Origin of the sequence: Trichocoleus sp. DQ-A3, assembly GCF_039961975.1 — a bacterium.
Lineage (GTDB): Bacteria > Cyanobacteriota > Cyanobacteriia > Cyanobacteriales > FACHB-T130 > FACHB-T130.
Map to the genome: position 1 here is coordinate 528,455 of NZ_JAMPKC010000001.1, position 19,725 is coordinate 548,179.

Annotated in this window: 19 protein-coding genes; 11 read left to right on the forward strand and 8 right to left on the reverse strand. The window is 46.1% G+C overall.

Going from position 1 to position 19,725, the window contains the following annotated elements; genetic code table 11:
• The first annotated feature begins 48 nt into the window (after positions 1-48).
• Positions 49-1,239, forward strand: coding sequence for a cysteine desulfurase family protein (locus NDI44_RS02165; protein WP_190413405.1), 1,191 nt, complete (start codon positions 49-51; stop codon positions 1,237-1,239).
• Between the two features lie 230 nt (positions 1,240-1,469).
• On the forward strand, positions 1,470-2,222 hold the full coding sequence (locus NDI44_RS02170) for a DUF1995 family protein (RefSeq protein WP_190413407.1): 753 nt from the start codon (positions 1,470-1,472) through the stop codon (positions 2,220-2,222).
• Here NDI44_RS02170 and NDI44_RS02175 read toward each other — a convergent pair.
• Complete coding sequence (locus tag NDI44_RS02175; RefSeq protein WP_190413415.1) at positions 2,219-4,729, reverse strand: diguanylate cyclase; 2,511 nt, start codon at positions 4,727-4,729, stop codon at positions 2,219-2,221. The two genes, NDI44_RS02170 and NDI44_RS02175, sit on opposite strands and share 4 nt — an antisense overlap.
• 118 nt (positions 4,730-4,847) lie before the next feature.
• On the reverse strand, positions 4,848-5,012 hold the full coding sequence (locus NDI44_RS02180) for a hypothetical protein (RefSeq protein ID WP_190413417.1): 165 nt from the start codon (positions 5,010-5,012) through the stop codon (positions 4,848-4,850).
• Between the two features lie 325 nt (positions 5,013-5,337).
• Between NDI44_RS02180 and NDI44_RS02185 the strand changes: the two genes are divergently transcribed.
• From NDI44_RS02185 to NDI44_RS02195, 3 genes are all read left to right on the forward strand, one after another.
• A complete protein-coding gene (locus NDI44_RS02185) occupies positions 5,338-6,750 on the forward strand; it encodes an adenylate/guanylate cyclase domain-containing protein (protein ID WP_190413419.1) in 1,413 nt (470 codons plus the stop codon).
• A 15-nt stretch (positions 6,751-6,765) separates the two neighbouring features.
• Positions 6,766-7,152 (forward strand): response regulator, encoded by a 387-nt coding sequence (locus tag NDI44_RS02190; RefSeq protein WP_190413421.1) that lies wholly within the window; start codon positions 6,766-6,768, stop codon positions 7,150-7,152.
• Between the two features lie 289 nt (positions 7,153-7,441).
• Entirely contained in the window at positions 7,442-10,255 is a 2,814-nt protein-coding gene (locus NDI44_RS02195; RefSeq protein WP_190413423.1) for a response regulator, read from the forward strand.
• Positions 10,256-10,258: 3 nt separating this feature from the next.
• On the opposite strand, the gene NDI44_RS02200 is transcribed toward NDI44_RS02195, so the two are convergent.
• Positions 10,259-10,738 (reverse strand): GNAT family N-acetyltransferase, encoded by a 480-nt coding sequence (locus NDI44_RS02200; protein ID WP_190413425.1) that lies wholly within the window; start codon positions 10,736-10,738, stop codon positions 10,259-10,261.
• Positions 10,739-10,751: 13 nt separating this feature from the next.
• Positions 10,752-11,351: a tRNA isopentenyl-2-thiomethyl-A-37 hydroxylase MiaE gene (gene miaE, locus NDI44_RS02205; RefSeq protein WP_190413764.1), complete on the reverse strand. Its 600-nt coding sequence runs from the start codon at positions 11,349-11,351 to the stop codon at positions 10,752-10,754.
• A 672-nt stretch (positions 11,352-12,023) separates the two neighbouring features.
• Between miaE and NDI44_RS02210 the strand changes: the two genes are divergently transcribed.
• Entirely contained in the window at positions 12,024-12,785 is a 762-nt protein-coding gene (locus tag NDI44_RS02210) for a metallophosphoesterase (protein WP_190413427.1), read from the forward strand.
• On the opposite strand, the gene NDI44_RS02215 is transcribed toward NDI44_RS02210, so the two are convergent.
• A complete protein-coding gene (locus NDI44_RS02215; RefSeq protein WP_190413429.1) occupies positions 12,782-13,633 on the reverse strand; it encodes a M48 family metallopeptidase in 852 nt (283 codons plus the stop codon). The genes NDI44_RS02210 and NDI44_RS02215 overlap by 4 nt on opposite strands.
• A 454-nt stretch (positions 13,634-14,087) precedes the next feature.
• On the opposite strand from NDI44_RS02215, the gene NDI44_RS02220 reads away from it, so the two are divergent.
• Both NDI44_RS02220 and NDI44_RS02225 read left to right on the forward strand, forming a co-directional pair.
• Positions 14,088-14,285: a hypothetical protein gene (locus tag NDI44_RS02220; protein WP_190413431.1), complete on the forward strand. Its 198-nt coding sequence runs from the start codon at positions 14,088-14,090 to the stop codon at positions 14,283-14,285.
• A 176-nt stretch (positions 14,286-14,461) separates the two neighbouring features.
• Entirely contained in the window at positions 14,462-14,989 is a 528-nt protein-coding gene (locus tag NDI44_RS02225; RefSeq protein WP_190413433.1) for a DUF4330 domain-containing protein, read from the forward strand.
• A 54-nt stretch (positions 14,990-15,043) separates the two neighbouring features.
• Here the strand turns inward: NDI44_RS02225 and NDI44_RS02230 are convergent, their stop codons facing one another.
• Together NDI44_RS02230 and NDI44_RS02235 are read right to left on the reverse strand one after the other, a co-directional pair.
• On the reverse strand, positions 15,044-15,943 hold the full coding sequence (locus NDI44_RS02230; RefSeq protein WP_190413435.1) for an alpha/beta hydrolase: 900 nt from the start codon (positions 15,941-15,943) through the stop codon (positions 15,044-15,046).
• Positions 15,944-16,297: 354 nt separating this feature from the next.
• Positions 16,298-16,504: a hypothetical protein gene (locus NDI44_RS02235; protein WP_190413438.1), complete on the reverse strand. Its 207-nt coding sequence runs from the start codon at positions 16,502-16,504 to the stop codon at positions 16,298-16,300.
• 242 nt (positions 16,505-16,746) lie between these two features.
• Between NDI44_RS02235 and NDI44_RS02240 the strand changes: the two genes are divergently transcribed.
• Together NDI44_RS02240 and NDI44_RS02245 are read left to right on the forward strand one after the other, a co-directional pair.
• Positions 16,747-17,331 (forward strand): hypothetical protein, encoded by a 585-nt coding sequence (locus NDI44_RS02240; RefSeq protein ID WP_190413440.1) that lies wholly within the window; start codon positions 16,747-16,749, stop codon positions 17,329-17,331.
• Between the two features lie 145 nt (positions 17,332-17,476).
• Positions 17,477-18,256: a hypothetical protein gene (locus NDI44_RS02245; protein ID WP_190413442.1), complete on the forward strand. Its 780-nt coding sequence runs from the start codon at positions 17,477-17,479 to the stop codon at positions 18,254-18,256.
• Between the two features lie 73 nt (positions 18,257-18,329).
• On the opposite strand, the gene NDI44_RS02250 is transcribed toward NDI44_RS02245, so the two are convergent.
• Positions 18,330-18,818 (reverse strand): hypothetical protein, encoded by a 489-nt coding sequence (locus NDI44_RS02250; RefSeq protein ID WP_190413766.1) that lies wholly within the window; start codon positions 18,816-18,818, stop codon positions 18,330-18,332.
• An 89-nt stretch (positions 18,819-18,907) separates the two neighbouring features.
• Here NDI44_RS02250 and NDI44_RS02255 point away from each other — a divergent pair, with 89 nt between their 5' ends.
• Positions 18,908-19,594, forward strand: a complete 687-nt coding sequence (locus tag NDI44_RS02255) for a polysaccharide deacetylase family protein (protein WP_190413444.1) — start codon at positions 18,908-18,910, stop codon at positions 19,592-19,594.
• The last annotated feature ends 131 nt before the right edge of the window (positions 19,595-19,725 follow it).

Consider the following 19,725-nt stretch of genomic DNA (forward strand, 5'->3'; position numbering starts at 1 on the left):
AGAGGCGCTATATGCTGAAAGAAGAGACAGCCTGTCGCTTAATCAACCATGCAAATTTATCTGGATTATAGTGCTACTACGCCCACTCGCCCAGAAGCGATCGCAACCATGCAAACTGTCCTCACCGAGCAGTGGGGCAATCCTTCCAGCTTGCACGAGTGGGGGCAACGGGCAGCAACGGTTCTGGAACTGGCAAGAATTCAGGTCGCTGGACTCATTAACGCACCGGCTGAGTCGATTATCTTCACTTCTGGCGGCACCGAGGCAGACAATCTAGCGATTATGGGGGTTGCCCGCAGCTACAGGACGCCCCAGCATATCATTATCTCCAGCGTCGAGCATTCAGCCGTGTCAGAACCGGCGCGTTTATTAGAGTTGTGGGGTTGGCAGGTGACGCGGTTGCCGGTAGATACTAAAGGGAGGGTGAATCCCACCGATTTAGAAAAGGCACTGCAACCGAATACAGTCTTAGTTTCGATTATTTACGGGCAAAGCGAAGTCGGCACGCTGCAACCGATTGAGGAATTGGGCAAGATTGCCCACTCCCACGGGGTGTTGTTTCACACTGATGCCGTCCAAGTGGCTGGGCGCTTGCCGATTGACGTGCAGCAGCTGCCGGTGGATATGCTTTCTCTTTCCAGCCACAAAATCTATGGTATTCAGGGCGCGGGTGCGGTTTATGTCCGCCCTGGTGTAGAGTTAGCGCCCTTATTGTGCGGGGGAGGGCAAGAATTGAAGCTGCGTTCCGGGACTCAGGCTGTTCCGGTGATTGCTGGTTTTGGCGTGGCGGCTGAGTTGGCGGCGCAAGAACTGGGAACAGAGACGCCGAGATTGATAAAATTGCGCGATCGCTTATTTTCCCATTTAGCGGATGTTCCCCACCTCATCCCTACTGGCGACAGGCAGCATCGGCTACCCCACCACGTCAGTTTCAGCGTTATCGGTGAGAGTGAAAAAGTCACCGGAAAAACCTTGGTGCGGCAGATGAACCTAGCTGGAATTGCCATCAGTGCCGGTTCTGCCTGTCACAGTGGCAAACTCAGCCCCAGCCCCATCTTGCTGGCAATGGGATACAGCGATGCAGTTGCCTTGGGAGGCATTCGCTTCACCCTGGGACGGGACACAGAGGAAGCTGATGTAGACTGGGCGGCAATGGTGCTGAAGCAAGTTTTAGAGCGATTGATGCCTGTTTCCAAGAATAGCTTTCAGCCGGAGCGAGTTTTGAGTTTAGAATTTTGAATGCTAACGACTCACAGTAATCAGTAGGTGGGAATCATCAACGACAACATTAAACCGAATCCCCAACCTCCTTCCCGTACTGCGCGTTCCTAACGGAGGCAAGCAGCAATCCCGACATAATTAAAACATTCTTTCTCTTGTCCCTTCTCCTCTTAGAAGAGGGTTAGAAAGAGGTTTTTTAATCAATTTGACATTTTGGCTGAATCCACTTAAATTTAACAATTTTCGAGATGGCAGAACTTCCTAAATCACTAGAAGAAGCGATCGCGCAATCCCGCGAAGCAACCCAAGCTGCGATCGCCAATGGTTACACCCGAATCAAGGTCGAGTTAGTCTTCCCAGAACTCAAACCGATGCCCGTCGCCTTGCAATTTATCGAAGCCTTTGAGGAGATGGCATCGGAGTTGAAAGTTTTCTTTCCCGACGCTGGGGCAGCTGCCCTTGCCCGCCGCGACTGGGGACAAGTACCCTTTAAAATTACAGATATTGGCAGTAGCCGAGCGTCGGTAGATGAGAAAATTCACCCAGAAGATCGGGTTTTCTTGTTCGTTGAACCTTCCGCAGTAGAAGTCTTGCAAGTCGAAAAACTGTGCGAAGCAGCAGGCGATCGCCCGGTGGTTCTCCTCAACCCTAATCTAGAAGATGCCGCTATTATTGGCATTGGCTACGCGGGACGACAATTGCGCGATCGCTTCCTGACTACCCTGGAATCTAGTTACTATCTCAGACCCCTTGACGGTGCTGCGGTGCTTCGCTGCTACCCTTCACCCTGGCAAGTTTGGCAGGAAACCAAGGACAACTATCAGCTGATTGCCGAAGTTTCTACAAAACCAGTGGGCGAAGAACTTGACAACATCCTGGCAGGAACTACTCAGGGTAAGGACGCCGCCAATCCCAGCAACCGCAGCAGCGACACCGCAGCGCCAAAAAAACCTGGATTGTTCACCAATTTACAACGGTTCATTCGTACCCTGAGCCGTTAATTGTGTGCGGAATAGCGATCGCGCCCTGCGGCTTTTGCCTGATAGAGGGCGGTATCTGCTGCGGAAATCAGCATTGCTGGTGAGGATTCTAAAGTCGGAACTACACTAGCAATGCCCAAACTGAGCGATATCTGCTGACTAGCTTGAGAATTAACGTGCGCGATCGCTAACGCCTTCACTTCAGCGCGGATTTGCTCAGCAACTCGGATTGCTCCCTCAACTACGGTATACGGCAAAATTATCGCAAATTCTTCTCCCCCGTAACGAGCCACTAAATCCGTCGAACGCTTCACTGCGCGCCGAATCGCACTCGCCACTTCCTTTAAACATTCATCTCCCGCTTGATGACCGTAAGTATCGTTATAGAGTTTAAAAAAATCGATATCGCCCAAAATTAAGGATAAGGGTGCTTGCTCTCGCACCAGCCGCTGCCACTCACTATTCAGATACTGGTCAAAGCAACGGCGATTCGCTACCTGAGTCAATCCATCTAAAACAGCAAGGCGCTGCAACTCCTGATTCGCTTCCTCCAACTGTTGATAAAGTTGGGCTTGTTTAATGGCGATTCCCGCCTGTGTTGCTAATTCTTGGAGTAAATTAATCTCTAGCTGCTGCCACTGTCGCGGTTGCGAACAATGATGAGCAATCAACAATCCCCACAAATCCTCGCCTTGGAGTATGGGAACCACCAAGTTTGCTCTCACCTGAAACTGAGCCAATAAATCAACGTGACACGGGCTTATCTTTGCCGTATAAATATCTTCAATCGCTAGAATCCGACCGTTTTTGTAAGGTTCCACATAAGTTTGTGCAAAACAACGGTCTGTCATCGTCGAGCCTAAAATTGGCGTCCACCTAGAATCGACCGACTCAACTGCAACAACGCCACTCCAGTCTGGATGAAAGCGGAAAATGAGTACTCGGTCAGCCTGAAGAAATTGTCGTACTTCCGTCACCGTCGTGTTGAGAATCTCCTCCAGCTTCAGAGATTGACGGATTTGGTGGGTAATGACCCGAATCAACGACTCCCGCTTTGCCTGCTGCAACAATGCCTCTTCAGTAGCTTTTCTCTGGGTGATATCCATGACCATCCCCAGGACTCCCGCATATTTCCCCGCTTGATCGAAGATGGGATTGGTAGAAACAATTGCCCAGAGATCGGAGCCATCCTGACGGCAGAATTTAAAGTCATGTTGTTCTTTAATTCCTTGGCGGCGACGTTCCATCAAAGCTTTTGCGATCGCGCGACCTTCGTCATCCATAAAAGCAAACAAAGGCTTGCCTAACATTTGAGCCGCTGTTAGTCCTAGCATTTGTGCCATCTGGTTATTCACAAAAGTTGTATTCCCCTCTGGATCGAGAACCCAGATCCCTTCAACGGTGGTTTCGACAATTCGACGATACCTCGCTTCGTTTTCCCGTAGTGCTTGCTCTGCCTGCTTGCGCTCGGTTAGGGAAGCAATAGAATTAGCCAAACTTCCAATCCATTTCAGGAATGAATCATTGCATTGAACGATTTCCCAATGGGCTAAACTTAAAACTCCGATCGACCGTTGGTTGACGATCATCGGCATACAAATGAAAGTTTTAATCTCTGACTGCGAGAATATTTTATTAAAGTTACTATTCTTGGCTGACTGCGAAAGCTCCGTCTTCACGACAGGTTGACCCGTGCGAACCACACTCCCCGAAAGTGTCTGGTCTACCGGCACCTCAAGAACAGTTGTGTCCGCAGGCAAGGGAACTCCTTTTAGCCCTGCAAACACCATCATTTGCCTTGCTTCGTCATAAAGTTCGATGGTGATAATCGGAAAACCAGTATCAATACTAATTTGTTCAACAATCTCTTGAAATGCGGCGTGAAGAGATTGAGTCCCCTGCGCGATTTCTGAAATTTTGTATAGCGTTAGCCGTTCTAGATTACACAGGGTGAGCTGATTTTCTGAGTGCTTGCACTCGGTAATATTCTGAGCTTCGGCAATCAATAAAGGTAGCGTATGCTGTGCCTCAACAAACTCTGTTTCTACCTTCAAAAGCTTCAACGAGAAGTCAAAGGTGGCGACAGTCTCTCCAACACCCCGCATCTCAACTTCGTAACTCACGATTTCTCCGGCTGCTGCTTGAGCGATCGCGCATTTTAAACGTTCCTCGATCTCTGGCGAAACGCTCCACCACGGCGCTTCCCAAAAAAAACAACCTATTACATCACTTGCAGTGATTCCACCAAAGTTTAGCGCCGTCTGATTGGCTTCTAGGACAATCCCGTCTGATTGCAGTAGCGCGATAAATTGGGATGTTTGATTAAAAATAGCGTGGAATCGTCTCTCACTTTCGCTTAACGCTGTTTCAAACCTTTGTCGTGAGAGAATCTCTTTTTGGAGTTGTTCCTTCGTCTGGATCGGTTGATCTATTAATGCTGCAACTAGCTCTTCAAAATGCTCTAACTGTCCGCGAGGAGTTGTTGCCTGAGAACTGTCATCCCAGGGTACTAATTGATGAGGGTTCATTTCCTACACTCCTAATACCATTGGCGCAAAAATACCCCTCTCCACAAGAACAGTAGCCAAGCGATCCCCTGAGCAAATGATGCCATACCATAGGTTTACACATCCGCCCCAAGGATCGTTAAAGAAAACATAAAATGTTATTAATCTTTCGCTGAGCGGCGGCTGAAATTTGAAGTTGAGGCGGCTTGATGGATGCGATCGCTTGGGTTAGCCATTGGATGCAGATTTTTGTCCTAGCGCTGCTGGCTTCCTCGTAGCGGCGTTCTTGAAGAAGCGATCCCATAGGCGATCGTGATTCAACGGTTAGTGCAAACGGCGGATGTATTAAGGGAGGCACTTTTCTGAACACGAATGTAAAAAAATACTCTTTTGAATTTTCATAGTCTTGATGGGTATTCTAAGCTTAGGGTGACAAATCGGCATTAGAAACACTAGCTATGTTTCTTAAAACATTGTGATTTAAATTCTTTTCGCTAGGGAATGGCAATGTTATTTTATTCTTAAATCAGGGATTCAGCTCTCCGATTCTTCGCTAAATCGAGAATTTAGCGCTCATAAATCATTTAATGTTGCTATATTATTCCTAGCATTGGCAGACAAAAAATTTTATGACTCTAATTAGTTTAAAAAAGCTGATTTCTAAAAAAGAAATTTCTTCGCTCATCGCTGACTTAATCGAGACATTGGATAGCTCTGTAAGTATTATAGATGTCAACGGTAGTCTACTAATCGGGAATAGTATTTTTTCTTCATCAAATAAATTCCCTATACAGCTTTCAGAGGAAGTAATTGGATGGGTATTTGGCGGAGACAAAGCATCCAGTCTTGCATCGTTGCTTACCTATATAGCTGGAAAAGAGCTTGAAAAAAAGACGCTTGCCCGCGAAGTACTGGATAGATATAAAGAAATAAACCTTCTCTATAATATTTCCGGAAAACTATCAGCTTGCCTGGATCTTAAAGAGATTGCCAAATTAGTGATTGATGAAGCTAGGAGACTTATAAAAACAACCAATGCTTCAGCAATGCTACTGAATGAAAAGACAGGAAAGCTTGAAATCATTGCTGCTTTTGGTCAAGAATATCAGCATAAAACCACCCTGTTTCCAGGTGAAGGTATCGCTGGCAGCGTGTTTCATCTAGGAAACGCAGAGATAGTCAATGATGTAGAGTCGGATTCTAGATTTATTACAGGTAATAATAAGATAAAATCTCTAATTTGCGCCCCACTTAAGACACAAAACGTAGTTCTTGGCGTGCTTAATTTGAGTAGCGATGAATTAGTCAATTATACAGCACAAGATTTAAAACTTTTCACTGCTTTAGCATCCCAAGCCGCAGCAGCTATCGAAAACGCTCTGCTCCATGAAAATAAACTTAGAGAAGCGCGGATTAAAAGTAACTTGGAAAGATATGTCCCTGCACAAGTCGTTGAAGCTATTTTAGATCCTCAAGAAGATATTTCCTTAGTTCCTGCTAAAAAAGACATTTCCATTCTCTTTTCTGATATTAGAAACTTTACCACTAAATGCGAGGAGTTAGAACCAGAAGCAATTGTAGAATATCTGAATGAATATTTCACTCACATGGTAGAGGTGATATTTAGCCACGGGGGTACTGTGAACAAGTTTGTTGGAGATATGATTGTTGCCATGTTTGGCGCACCTTCAACTCTTGTTGATAGCGAACGACGAGCTATTGAAACAGCTATTGAGATGCAAAAACGCATAAAAACAATCCCAGTTGCTTGGATTAGGGATAATTTTCTTACCGGGATTGGAATAAGTTCGGGAGAGGTAGTTGTTGGCAACGTTGGCTCTCCACAACACATGGACTATACAGCAATAGGAGATAAAGTTAATATAGCGTCTAGGCTGCAATCTATGGCGAAGGGTGAGCAGATCCTAGTTAGTCGTTCTATTTATGAGAATACAAAACATCTATTTGAATTTAAGGAGATTGGGAGCGTTCAAGTAAAAGGAAAAAAAGAAGCTGTAGAAGTTTTTGAAGTTCTTTATTAAATAGTAAGAAACAGAATGAATCCGAAGATATTAATTGTTGATGATGAGCCTCACATTCGACTTTTGTTAGAACAAACCCTTGAGGATCTTGAAGATGAGGGCGTGGAGTTACTAACAGCAACTAATGGTGAAGAAGCATTGGAGACAATTAAAGCGGAGAAGCCAGCTCTTGTTTTTCTCGACGTAATGATGCCTAAAATGAATGGATTTGATGTATGTAATGCGGTTAAAAATGAACTAGATATTAAGGACGTTTACATTATCATGTTGACTGCTAAGGGGCAAGAATTTGATAAGCAGAAGGGAAATGAAGTAGGGGCGGATATGTATATGACAAAGCCTTTCGATCCAGATGAGGTAGTGGCAAAAGCATCGAATATTCTAGAAATTGAGAGAGCTTAATTTTGTGAATAGATGTAGTTGAACTATGTAAGTGTACGTAGGTGTAGCCTGGGCGGTAGCGATCGCGCTATCGTATCGCCTCGATGTAGCCCGTACTTTGGGCTTAGGAAAAGAAAAAGATGTAGGATTGCCATAGCACAGTAGTAACTGTAATAAAGATTTTTGCAAAAATCAAAACGGCGTTGAATGCCTACAGAGCTAGCTCTAGCGCCTGTAAGATCAATCGCAAAAATATTTAGCAATATTAATTTTTTAATCAAATTTTGTCACTAAACGTTGAGGGTAAAATATGCAGTCAGAACCGAAAGCAAACATCCTTTTGGTTGACGACCATCCAGAAAATCTGCTGGCGTTAGAGGCAGTATTGAGTAGCTTAGGGCAGAATTTAGTCAAAGCAAATTCGGGGATGGAAGCCTTAAGATGTTTGCTAAATGAGGATTTTGCTGTGATTTTGCTCGATGTCCAGATGCCAGAACTGGATGGATTTGAGACAGCAAGGCTGATTCGAGCTAGAGAGCGATCGCGCCAGACTCCGATTATTTTCCAAACCGCATACGGCACAAGCGACACTAATATATTCACAGGTTATTCCTTAGGCGCGATAGATTACCTGGTTAAGCCGATTGAACCGGAAATATTACTCTCAAAAGTATCGATGTTTGTTGACCTGTTTAAGAATACAGCACAGGTAAAACAACAAGCATTGGACTTGGAAGCCATCAATGCAGAACTTAAGAAAAACGAACAGCAATTTCGTTCTTTCAGTGCTTGTTTGCCAGTCGGCATTTTTATGACAGATATTGAAGGTAAATGCACTTATACAAACCCGCGCTGTCAAGAAATTTGTGGCTTTACACTTGAGGAAAGCTTGGGAGATGGTTGGTTGCGGTCAGTTTATCCGGAAGATAGCGATCGCGTCATCGCACAATGGTATACCTACACTCGTCAGCGGAAGGAATATTCGTACGAATGTCGCTTTCAAACACGAGAGGGAATTGTACGTTGGGCTTACATTCGGTCATCTCCTTTGCTTTCCAATAAAGGCGAACTCATCGGTTTTGTGGGAACAGTAGAAGACATTACTCCTACTAAAGAGGCAGAGGCATCACTACGAGAGAGTAAGCAAATGCTACAGCTAGTGATGAATAACATCCCGCAGTTAATTTTTTGGAAAGATAGAAAGTCTGTTTATCTGGGTTGCAATTACAACTTTGCGCGAGTAGCAGGGGTTGATACACCAGAAGGAATTGTTGGCAAAACAGACTACGACTTGGCTTGGAATAAGGAGGAGGCGGACTGGTACCGCGAGTGTGACAATCGCATCATGGAGGCAGATACGCCCCAATATCATATCGTTGAAACTCAATTTCAAGCAGATGGCAAACAGTCTTGGGCAGAAACGAATAAGATTCCACTCCATGATGATGCAGGGAATGTTGTAGGTATTCTAGGTACCTATGAAGACATCACTGATAAAAAGTTGGTAGAAGAAACTCTGAAAAAGTCTGAGGAAGAGTTAAAAATTCGAGTAGAGGAACGTACTCTTGAATTGAATCATACTATTCAGAATTTGCAAAGCGAGATTGCCGAGCGCCAGCGGACGCAACAAGAGTTACAACAAGCTAAAGAAGCCGCTGAAGTTGCTAATTGTGCCAAGTCAGATTTCTTATCTCTTGTTTCCCATGAGTTAAGAACACCTCTTACCTCCGTCTTGGGATTCGCAAAAATTATCAAGAAAAAACTAGATTCCGTTATATTTCCTGAAGTTCAAAGTGAAGATAAGAAAGTTCGGAAAACCATCAAGCAAGTAGAAGAAAACCTGGACATCATTGTGTCTGAAGGGGAAAGACTAACAAATTTAATTAATAGTGTCCTTGATTTGGCAAAGTTAGAAGCAGGAAAGATTGAGTGGAAGACAGAACCAATTTATATATCTGAAATAATTGAACAGGCAACAGCGGCTACATCCGCCTTATTTGAAACAAAGCCGCTAAAGTTAATAAAGGATATCGAAAATGAACTACCTGAGCTAGTGGGTGATAAGGATAGACTCGTTCAGGTTGTGATTAATTTAATTTCCAATGCTGTCAAATTCACGCCAGAAGGCTGCATAACTTGCAGAGCAAAAAAAATCAACAACGAGGTTATTATCAGCGTTATTGATAGTGGTATAGGCATCGCCAAGGCTGACCAAGAGCAAGTATTTGAAAAATTTAAGCAGGTAGGTGATACATTAACAGACAAACCTAAAGGAACTGGTTTAGGACTGCCCATTTGCAAGCAAATCGTAGAACATCATCAGGGTAGAATCTGGGTAGAAAGTAAATTGGGTAAAGAAAGCAACTTTTCATTCACCTTACCTATCAGTACAGGCGGAAATTTTGAGTTTGAGAAAGTTGATTTGGACACCCTTTTAAAACAACTAAAAGGTCACGTAATCACTTCTAAAGCCTCTTCTAATAAACAAAAGAAAACAATTTTGGTGGTAGACGATGAAGCATCTATTAGAGAACTTCTCAGACAGCAATTGGAAGCAGAAGGTTATATTGTTAGGCAAGCTAAAGACGGTATGGATGCCATTACACAGGTTAAAAAAGAACATCCTGATTTGATTATTCTGGATGTGATGATGCCTGCCATGAATGGATTTGATGTGGCAGCAGTACTGAAAAATGACCCTGGAACTACAACCATACCGATAATCATTTTATCAATTATAGAAGACAAAGATAGAGGCTATTGTTTAGGAATTGATAGGTATTTGGCAAAGCCAATTAACCAGGAAGAACTTCTAAGTGCTATCGAATCGCTTCTGGCTCAAGAAACCTCAAAGAAAAAAGTTTTGGTAGTAGATGAAGATGAATCAACAATCAAAATCCTTACTGATGTGTTACAGGCAAAAGGCTACAGCGTTGTTGAAGCTTCTAACGGTCAGGAATGTATTGAAAAGGCAATCTCAGCCAAGCCCGATATGATTATCATCGATTCAATCCTTTCAAAGCGAGACAATCTTGCCAAAACATTGCGATTTGAGAAAGGGCTGGAGAATGTTTTGTTTTTTTTAGTAGCAAACGGAAATGTAAATGGTCAAAATCAGTCGTGAGGCTTACAGGAATTTAACGTAGACGCGATCGCATCTTGCCGTCTCAACACCTGTTTCTGGTTCATACCCACTCCTTTCATACAATTTGACTGCTTCTTTGAGAACGCTGGCGGTTTCAATCCAAATTTCCTGAAAACCACGAGAAGCGATCGCATTTTCGAGTTGTTCTAACAAATACTTACCCAGTCCTTGCCCTCTCACAGCTGGCAATAGATACATTTTGCGTAATTCTACCGCTCTGTCCCCACGCTTCACTGGATAATACGCGCCAGTCCCTACCACTTTCCCTTCTCTTTCAATTACCCAAAACTCACCCCCAGGATCTTGATAAAATTTTTCTACCTCTAGAACATCCCTATCTGCCTCCTCTGGTTGCCAAGGCAAGCCATACTCGGTTAACACCGAATGGATGACATCAGCTGCAAAAGTGCGATCGCGCTTTTCCCAGCCACGAATCACAAAATCCCGATATTGAGCCTTCATCTGCTTCTTGCCTTTAGCTGTGAATTCTCGGTTCTGGATGCAGCGTTTCCAGCAACTGACTCTCAACGACGGCTAATTCCTCCAGCCGTTGGTTGACAACAGCACGCTCAAAGTAAGTATCGGCAAGCACCCAATAAACGCCATAGTGACGTGCTTCAGATGCCATCAAGCTGCCATAAAATTGGGCTAACTCTGGATCGGGTAAGTGGGTGGCGAGTAATCCCAGCCGTTCGTGACTTCGAGCCTCAATCAACCCAGAAACTAGCAAAGAATCCAATAACCGCTCTGGCTCCTTGGCGCGGATTTGCGCCTTCATCCCGGCACCGTAGGGAGGCGCAGAGAGGGCAGCAAGGGGGATGCCACAACGTTCCAGCCACTGATTAACCAGCTCAAAGTGTTCCAGTTCTTCGCAGGCGATCCTGGTAAGCTGCCGCACTAACTGAGTATAAGAAGGGTAGCGAAACATCAAATTCAAGGCAACTCCGGCTGCTTTCCGTTCGCAGTGGGAATGATCGAGCAGAATAGTATCCACGTTAGCGATCGCCTGATTTACCCAAGCGATACTACTAGCTTGTTTCAGAGCAATAATAACTGGCAGCGTAGCAGAAGACACAGTAGAAGACACAGGAGGCAAGGAACTTTAAGGTAAAAAACCCTGACATTTAACGATAGCGAGAGAATTTTTCTATTGATTGTCTCGCTCTGTTTCACCCAACACTCGACCGCCTTCAGAGAGATTCCCGATCCCAGAAGGTTCTACTCAAGCTAGGCGAGATATGATTAATAATGTAGTCTACCATACTTACAATTTGATACATCCCGCCACTTAGAAGAGAATTTAGAACTTAAAAGTCAGCTTTAAAAATATACCTTTGACTTTTAACTTCCCATTTCTAGTTGGTTTTCCCAGTGCTTTTTTGGTGTTCCCTATTCAGGCTGTGCATCCGCTCCGTGAAACTCTTAATACAAGGACATTCCCTTTTTTGACATTCTCCTACTTGATTGACTTACTAATCAACCCAGTTTTAGCGTGGTTATCAGTTTTAACGGGCTATAAGTTGCATCTAGCTGTAACGGAGCAGACGCAACAAACATATTACCAATGGTTTATTGGTAAGACATGGAATTTGATGATACTGTGCCGCGTTTGAAAGTCACTTCCCCACCCGCGCTATAACCTGGGCGACATGACTAGGGATGTCCATGAGTGTATAAGTTTTGATCGACAGTGATTCGGTGTCTTACTTTGAGGCGCTATCTAAGGTTGTGAGTAATCGGATTGAGGATGAGCAAAATGACCCCCCGTCGCATTGTGATTGGTGATGTACATGGCCACTACGAAGGCCTGATGACCTTATTGGAAGCGATCGCTCCTTCCTCAAATGACTCGGTTTATTTTTTGGGGGATTTAATCGATCGAGGGCCTCACAGCGCTCAGGTTGTTAAATTTGTTAAGCAAAATTCCTACCATTGTTTGTTGGGCAACCACGAGCAAATGTTATTAGACGTGTTGGGCGATGGACAAATTTACGGCCCAGCGCTGCAAGGATGGCTCTACAGTGGCGGTCATGCAACCGTGAACAGTTATGGGGAAGCGGGTATTCCAACAGAGGATATCGAGTGGATGCGATCGCTACCCACATATTTAGACTTAGGCGATGTCTGGTTGGTTCATGCAGGCGTCCATCCGCAAATTCCCTTCGAGAAGCAAACCGCTGAGGAATTTTGCTGGATTCGCGAAGAATTTCACAGCATTCCCCAGCCGTACTTCCCCGATAAACTGATCGTTACAGGTCACACCATCACCTTTACCCTGCCTGGAGTTGCACCAGGAAAACTTGCCCAAGGCAACGGCTGGCTTGACATCGATACGGGTGCCTATCACCAGAAAAGTGGCTGGTTGACAGGCTTGGATCTCACGAACAACTTGGTTTATCAAGTCAATGTGGCGCGGCGTCGCGTTCGCAAACTACCCTTGAAAGAAGCAGTGACGCAAATCGATCCCTCTCAGGTGAGTCGGATGCGCCGCCAGATGCTCAGACCTTAAATCAGAGGGCGAATTTTCGCTTTATAAGCCTGCTGATCCAACCCATCGCCGATATTGGCATCTTCCGGGTCAATGGCACGTTCCAAAGCCTTAATCCGATCCGAGGTTGCCGGATGGGTACTTAAGAAAGTAGGCACCGAATTTGCCCTGAGCAGCTTTTCCATGAAAGCCACCATTCCAGAGGGAGCATAACCTGCCCTAATCATGGTTTGCAGTCCCTTTTGATCCGCCTCGAATTCATCTTGCCGACTGTTCGGACGCCGTAGAGCCAAATCCACGCCAATTTGAACGGCTAGGTTGCGATCCAACCCCGCTGCTGCCGCTACGCCGCGAGCTAGCGCACTTTTCCGCATCTGCTCAATTGCATGACGACCGGCAATATGACCGATTTCGTGACTCATTACACTCGCCAGCTGAGCTTCATTATCTGCTGCTGTGAGCAAGCCAGTGTTGACGTAGACAAAGCCTCCCATTGTCGCAAAGGCATTGAGACCCTTATCGTTAACGACTTGAAACGTATAAGGAATATCAGGGCGATCGCTCTTCGCCACCAACCGCTGACCAATCTCTTCAACGTAGCGAACAATTTGGGGATTGCGATACAGCCGAATCTCCCGACTGACTAGCTGGTTATTAATTGCCCGACCAATTTGGACTTCCTGTTTATCAGAAATACTCGACAGCTGAATTACCTGAACGCCGCGCAAAATCAAGTCAAACAACGAGATTGCTTGCCCAGACTGAGGCAAACCGACACAAATAAACAGCGCCACTACAGATGAGAGGAACGGATAGAACCAGCGGCGGGAGGAACGACGAGAAAAAAATGACAAGGGGTTCAACTTCATAGCGAATACGAGTGATAATCAAATCGACAGTTGCGATCGGCGACCAGTCTTGACAATTTCAACACTCCCTACCCTGAAAGCAGGCGAGGCAACACCACATTTTAAAAGTCACAATTTCGGATTCTTGTTCTTCTTCCCAAGCATCAGCCCAGAGAAAGAGAATCTTATAGAATGCGATCGCATCTCCCCGTAAATGTGACAACAACTTTCATTAGTCTGAAACAAACAGACGTGATTTGAGAATTCTAAGTTGCAGCTTCAACCACAATCGAGAGATTTTGCGATCGCTCAAGCCTGGGCAGAGCCTCCAACTAAGATCGCTCCCCCGTACAATACTGATTCGGTACTCCTGAAAATTTAGCCATTTTTCATCACCAGATTCGGTGAATGTCCTGATGAACTGGAGGGCAAGTTTACCGAAAATTTAAATAGAATCCTGTGTCCCGATAACCAGATGCAAGCTCAAAGCCTCTCCCTAACGATCGCTCAATTAGTCGAGCAATTATTAACTACGCGCAGAATTACTCGCCATGACCAACAACGGCTGATGGCGGCGCTGTTATCGAAGACGGCTCTCAGCTCCGAAGAGCAGATCCAAGTCAACCGAGTATTTGACAGCCTGAAACAAGGCTACATCCGTGTCGTAGACTAAGTTAGGCAGTCTTTTCAGGAAGGCTTTACAACCAGCCATCTGCCAGCACTCTCTAGGCGACACTCATGGTACTCTGACAAAAGACTGCCGGATTAAGTATCATCTACCTTGTGATTTGTAGAGTTAGAGGTTACTGAATTTCCCCAGTTTTTTAGCTAGAGCCAGGACAATTCTGCATGAAGATTTTGGATTCTCAAGGTCGCTTATTCGGCAAGGTGAGCATCTTAGATGTGGGTGCTGCCTTAGTGATTCTCTCAGTTATTGTAGGAATCTTCTTTTTTCCCGGCACTTCCGGTTCGGTTGCCCAAGTCGGCGTTACCACAAAACCCGTAGAAATGGATTTGATTGTCCGGGGTTTAAATGTGCGAGATCCCCAGGCTTTAATCGACCAGTTCCAGAAGGACAAAAAAACGAATATTATTATCCGCAATCAACCCGCCGGACAGATGGAGATTAAATCCATCAAGATCCTGCCCCGAAGCGTGACCGTCCCGCAACCGGATGGTTCTGTCAAAGCGCTCCCCGATCCTAGACCTGATTCTTTCAGTACCGATATGCTGATGACTTTCGGTACTAAAGCCCAAATCACAAAAGATGGGCCGGTTGTCGGCGGTACCAAACTCAAAATTGGCATCCCAGTAGAACTAGACGGCTCAGGTTATAACTTCAATTCCACAGTCATTGATATCCGGTTCCCAGACTAATCTTGCGGTAGAGAAACCCACTATTTTCTAAAATAATGGGTTTCTTTGACATTTCTAGTCCAGCAAGTCTAAAAATCGCCGGATGAAGCCGATTGTCACCGCAGGCAGTTCCAGTTGGGGCGTCAATCCCACATCATCAAGCGCCTGAAAAACTCGGACAGCTTGCGGATTTAAAGCTGCTAGCCGCCTGCCAACTTCCGGACCCGTAAACTCGGACTTTTCCCCCCACATTATGGCAGTAGGCACGTTTAGCTGAGTGATGTACAGGGATAGATCGAAGCATAAATCTCCCCGAACAAAAGAGAGCGCTGCATATTCCGCATTGGGTTGTTGGGCAGATTGCAGATAAGCGTCTACGATTTCCTGGTAGACGCGGCGGCTACGAGCAAATTGTCGCTGTTCTAGGAAACTACGGATGCCAACCTCCGTAGCAACGCCCGTGCTATAGAGCAAGCGATCCAGAATGGGCGTAGCAACGAGTTGGGCAAAAAAGCTACGGGTGTAATTTTCCCCAAAGTCAGACAGACCCGCCGGTGTGGTGAGAATCAGGGACTTAAAGAGATCGGGGCGAGCGATCGCAGCTCTAATTGTAAAAGCAGCCGTGAGAGAAGATGCCACGACGGGTACTGGCTCGTTACAAGTCTGCTCGATGAACTCAATAATTGTGTTGATGTAGTCATCTATCTGGTAATTGCGTGCGGGGTGGTCAGACCGACCCCAACCAATTAGGTCGGGTGCAATCACTCGATAATCGGTTGCAAAAGCTGGATAGACTTTCGACCATTCGTAGGCGGATGACCCACCACCAAAGCCATGTAGGAAAACCAACGTGGGCAGATTCTCTGACATGGCTGCATCCGCCGAGCGCCAAGGTGCCCCCTTGGGGGTGTAGTACACCACTCTTCCCAAGGAAGTGACAATCGATTGCATCTCAAAGCCGGGTGGCTGAATCATGAATAAACCTCATTGTTATCGCCACGAGCGCTCATTGTCGCGAATTGTTGAGTGTTAGAACGTCTGACTACTGGTTGATTCCTAACACCCAGTTTCAATCGGCGATGCTCAGTTGAGCTGGTGACTGATACTATTTTAGATTTTTGCTTTAGACTTTGAACGATGAAACGCTTGCATATAGGTGGTTTCAGAATTTCTCATCGGGTAGCGTCAGACCAAACGATCTAGCAGCAAATGCGCCCAGCCTAACTGGAGCAACGATCCTGTAATTTATCCGCAATTTAAAGGAACGATAAAACAACCGTCTTGAAATTAAAGATTTTGCAAATAGTTATCCCTAAAGGCAGATGTAAATTAAGGTAAAAATACATCAGCCGGTTGATAAGACTTTCCGCTATGCCAATCCAGCCGCTGGTTTTTTTCCGCCAAATTAGAAAAAATCAGAGATAATCCAAACGGTAGGGGGTGAAACCCCTCACCGGGTTTTTGCGTATTTAAGTAACAGGGTGTGTGCGATCGCGATGGCAATCGGTCATCAGCCAATGTTGATGACTGGAACATTTCTTCTAAAACTTCCCTCACAAGAAATTAAAAATGCGGAATTTTTTGCCTGAGGGAAGAAGCATTACTCGGAATCAGATCGTAAAAGACGCCCCATAAGTCAAGGAGGCTGAATGAACAGAGGGGGGATTAGTAGCTTCAGGTCGTCACTCCCAAGTGATAGCTCCGTCAAGTCTGGAGATATCTGCGTCGGAGTAATAAACGGCGATCCAGTTCTTGAAAAAGTACATTCACAGAACGTTATGGCAAAGCAATGCAGTCTTCCGTGGGATGAAATCAGCGACTTTAACGCCTCCGCATCCGCACCAACAATTGAGTCGAGCGATGCGTCCACCGTTGTTGCTTCTCCTAGCGAGGAGCCGGCTAGCGCTGACTCCGGCTTCCCCTTAAATAAGGGAACCTGCGTTCGCCTCAACATGGAAGACTTGAAATGCTTTGACGTGGTGGAGCGCCAGTTTCAGCAATGGGGTCTCACGTTTAGAAATGCGATCGCTCTCCATCCCTCCAACCCCGCTTTCCCCCCTCGATCTGGCACCACCGTCCTCATGGGTGCCCCTAAAAACGGCTTGATAGAAATTTCCTTTGAGTTTCCGGTTCGCTTTGTCAGCGGCTTTGTCACCAGTTCTCAGCGAACAATTTTATCTGCCTACGACCAGCAAAACCAACTCCTGGGGCGCTCGGAGTTGACAGAGCCAAATCTAGCCGGAACGGATTCCAATATTCCTCCGAACAGTCAGCTGAGCGTCGCAGTACCAAATATCTATCGGATCACCTTCTACGCTTTTGATGGCTGTCTGACCGTCGATGACTTGAGCTTTGGTTTGTGAGCGGTCATCGGTCATTGGTTCGTAGTCATTGGTCAACTTGGTAAAACAAAGGACGAATGACTACGGGCTACGAGCTTAGGACTAAAAGGTATTACGATAGTTAACTCGTTAGGTATAATCTATCTGACTTAAGCAGGAAACTTTCGTGGCACAGGCGTCGTCTTGGCGACAACAACTCGTAAACCAGATCCAATTGGCTCTGTCGCAGAAACAATTAAAAATGCCAGTCCTCAAGCTGTTTCCCCGGCACCCAGATCAGGGATCGGGCAGCTGGCTGGTGGTGAGCGCCGTTGTGGTGGTGATGCTGTTCTGGAACTGGAAGCTCCTACTGGCTACCGGCGCTGGTGTGTTGGTAATGTTGCTGGTTTACCTGATGCAGGAGTGGGACTGGCAAGTACACTGGTCGAGCCTGCAACGGTTTTTTAGTGGTTCCAACCGGCAATTAACGCTTGCCGTTGGCAGTGGCGGCATTGCCAGCCTCAGCACCTATATGGCAGTTTCCATCTGGGTAGACTCTGACAGTCCCTGGATTGCTGCTGGTGCAATTCTTCAAGGTCTGGGCACTCTGGCAACCCTAATCCTCTTGGTCTGGCAAATTATTAGCCGTCAACTGAATCGGGATGAAGCTAACCTGAACCATTGGTTAACGGAGCTGACGCAGGTAGACCCCCTGAAGCGTCTGATTGCGGTTCGCCGACTTTGTGCCTTAGTCACAGAGGCTCGGTTAGAGCGGGAGCATCGACGTAGTGTTGCCGAATACTTTCGGCTGATGCTGAATCAAGAACCGGAAGCGGCGATCCGAGATGCGGTTCTCGATGGTCTGCAAGCATTGGAGAGTAACCAGCCGTTAATTAAGGGTAGTCAACCGTTAAAGACGCCTGTTGTTTTGAAACGCTCTGTGGCTAAAGTCCGCAGGAAGAATTAAGCAGGGGGGCAGAGGAGCCGAAAGACAGGGAAGCGATCGCCCCCGCTTAATTTTTGCTTTTTAATATCTCTTTTTAATTCTCAAACTTGGGTTCCGCTTTCTCCACAGAGGAATCATTGACTCCTAGCGTCAGCTCTAAAGGCGTTTGGGAAGGATATGCCTTGACAACCTCTCGATAGACATCGTAATTCGTCGGCAAGGTAACACTCTGCCCGTTGCTGCGATAAGTAATTTGGTAATTCACATCTCGCAAAATCTCTGGCTGGCTTGCCTTTTCGGCAGGTTGCAGCCGCTGTTCAATTTCATCAAGCGTGGGTCGTGGTGGCAGTGCAGACCACCAAAGTTCCCGTTCGTCGGGGCCAATTACCGCGCCTTCTGGCTTCTCCCCATTGCGGTTGAGTAAGGAAGTAGAGCCAAAAGTTTCGATTCGCTCTTGATTGCGACCCGGATTAGTCGAGTAACCGACTTTCCAAGTTAAAGTTGTCCGGGCGGTTGCTTCATACTGGTTAGTGGTTACGGTGCTGCACCCAGAGAGAGCAAATAAAAGAGAAGCTCCCGCCAGTATGGCAAAACATGGGCTTTGTTGTTTAAATTGACCTTTGAGACTCACCGTCTATTGACACCCATTAGAAAAACGACATCAAAGAGCAAATGCAGCTAGCTCCGCTATTTCCTATTGTGTACCGAATTCTTCAGCCTGCCTTTCCCCGTTGTCTGTGGTCGGGTACTGGAAATTCACGAGCGATCGCTCTCACGTTTGATGATGGCCCCCATCCCCAATACACTCCCGAACTCTTGAAAGTGCTAGACCACTACGGCATACCCGCCAGTTTTTTTTGGCTGGGTGTTTGCGTTAACCGCGCACCAGCGACTGCGAAAGAAGTCTACCGGCGGGGTCACTGGCTTGGGCTACATGGGTACGATCATCGCGCTTTTCCCAAGCTGCGTCCAGCTGACCTCAAACAAAGTATGGAACAGACACAGCAGGCGATCCAACACGCCTGTCAACTCGATCCACGATTTATTCGTGACGTTCGACCCCCCAATGGTTTGTTTACACCCCAGACCTTAGATTTATTGCAGCAGTGGAACTATCGACCTGTCATGTGGAGCGTGGTGCCGGAAGACTGGGTACAGCCTGGGGTTAGCGTCGTCGTACAGCGAGTTTTGCGGCAAGTCCAAAATGGTTCGGTCATTGTTTTGCATGATGGCTATTATGGAGGTCAAGATGTGGCTGAAACGACCGCCCAGTTAGTGCCTAAACTATTGCAGCAAGGATATCAATTTGTTACCATCGATGCGCTGTGGCAGCAAAGTCAGTTGACCTCTTTAACCTAAATACGAAATATATTGATGTTTTCTCTGTCACATTTTGGCTCTTGTTGATTAGAATGACGGAATAGAATTCAGCCATTTGTCGCAACCCATCGCCCATCAAGCGTCAGTAGGATAGAGTTGCATTTAAGCAA

Bases quoted from the DNA above. Each gene is read 5' to 3' on its own strand.
- NDI44_RS02165 (WP_190413405.1), top strand. From the start codon at position 49: ATGCAAATTTATCTGGATTATAGTGCTACTACGCCCACTCGCCCAGAA.
- NDI44_RS02170 (WP_190413407.1), top strand. From the start codon at position 1,470: ATGGCAGAACTTCCTAAATCACTAGAAGAAGCGATCGCGCAATCCCGC.
- NDI44_RS02175 (WP_190413415.1), bottom strand. From the start codon at position 4,729: ATGAACCCTCATCAATTAGTACCCTGGGATGACAGTTCTCAGGCAACA.
- NDI44_RS02180 (WP_190413417.1), bottom strand. From the start codon at position 5,012: ATGGGATCGCTTCTTCAAGAACGCCGCTACGAGGAAGCCAGCAGCGCT.
- NDI44_RS02185 (WP_190413419.1), top strand. From the start codon at position 5,338: ATGACTCTAATTAGTTTAAAAAAGCTGATTTCTAAAAAAGAAATTTCT.
- NDI44_RS02190 (WP_190413421.1), top strand. From the start codon at position 6,766: ATGAATCCGAAGATATTAATTGTTGATGATGAGCCTCACATTCGACTT.
- NDI44_RS02195 (WP_190413423.1), top strand. From the start codon at position 7,442: ATGCAGTCAGAACCGAAAGCAAACATCCTTTTGGTTGACGACCATCCA.
- NDI44_RS02200 (WP_190413425.1), bottom strand. From the start codon at position 10,738: ATGAAGGCTCAATATCGGGATTTTGTGATTCGTGGCTGGGAAAAGCGC.
- NDI44_RS02210 (WP_190413427.1), top strand. From the start codon at position 12,024: ATGAGCAAAATGACCCCCCGTCGCATTGTGATTGGTGATGTACATGGC.
- NDI44_RS02215 (WP_190413429.1), bottom strand. From the start codon at position 13,633: ATGAAGTTGAACCCCTTGTCATTTTTTTCTCGTCGTTCCTCCCGCCGC.
- NDI44_RS02220 (WP_190413431.1), top strand. From the start codon at position 14,088: ATGCAAGCTCAAAGCCTCTCCCTAACGATCGCTCAATTAGTCGAGCAA.
- NDI44_RS02225 (WP_190413433.1), top strand. From the start codon at position 14,462: ATGAAGATTTTGGATTCTCAAGGTCGCTTATTCGGCAAGGTGAGCATC.
- NDI44_RS02230 (WP_190413435.1), bottom strand. From the start codon at position 15,943: ATGATTCAGCCACCCGGCTTTGAGATGCAATCGATTGTCACTTCCTTG.
- NDI44_RS02235 (WP_190413438.1), bottom strand. From the start codon at position 16,504: ATGTTCCAGTCATCAACATTGGCTGATGACCGATTGCCATCGCGATCG.
- NDI44_RS02240 (WP_190413440.1), top strand. From the start codon at position 16,747: ATGGCAAAGCAATGCAGTCTTCCGTGGGATGAAATCAGCGACTTTAAC.
- NDI44_RS02255 (WP_190413444.1), top strand. From the start codon at position 18,908: ATGCAGCTAGCTCCGCTATTTCCTATTGTGTACCGAATTCTTCAGCCT.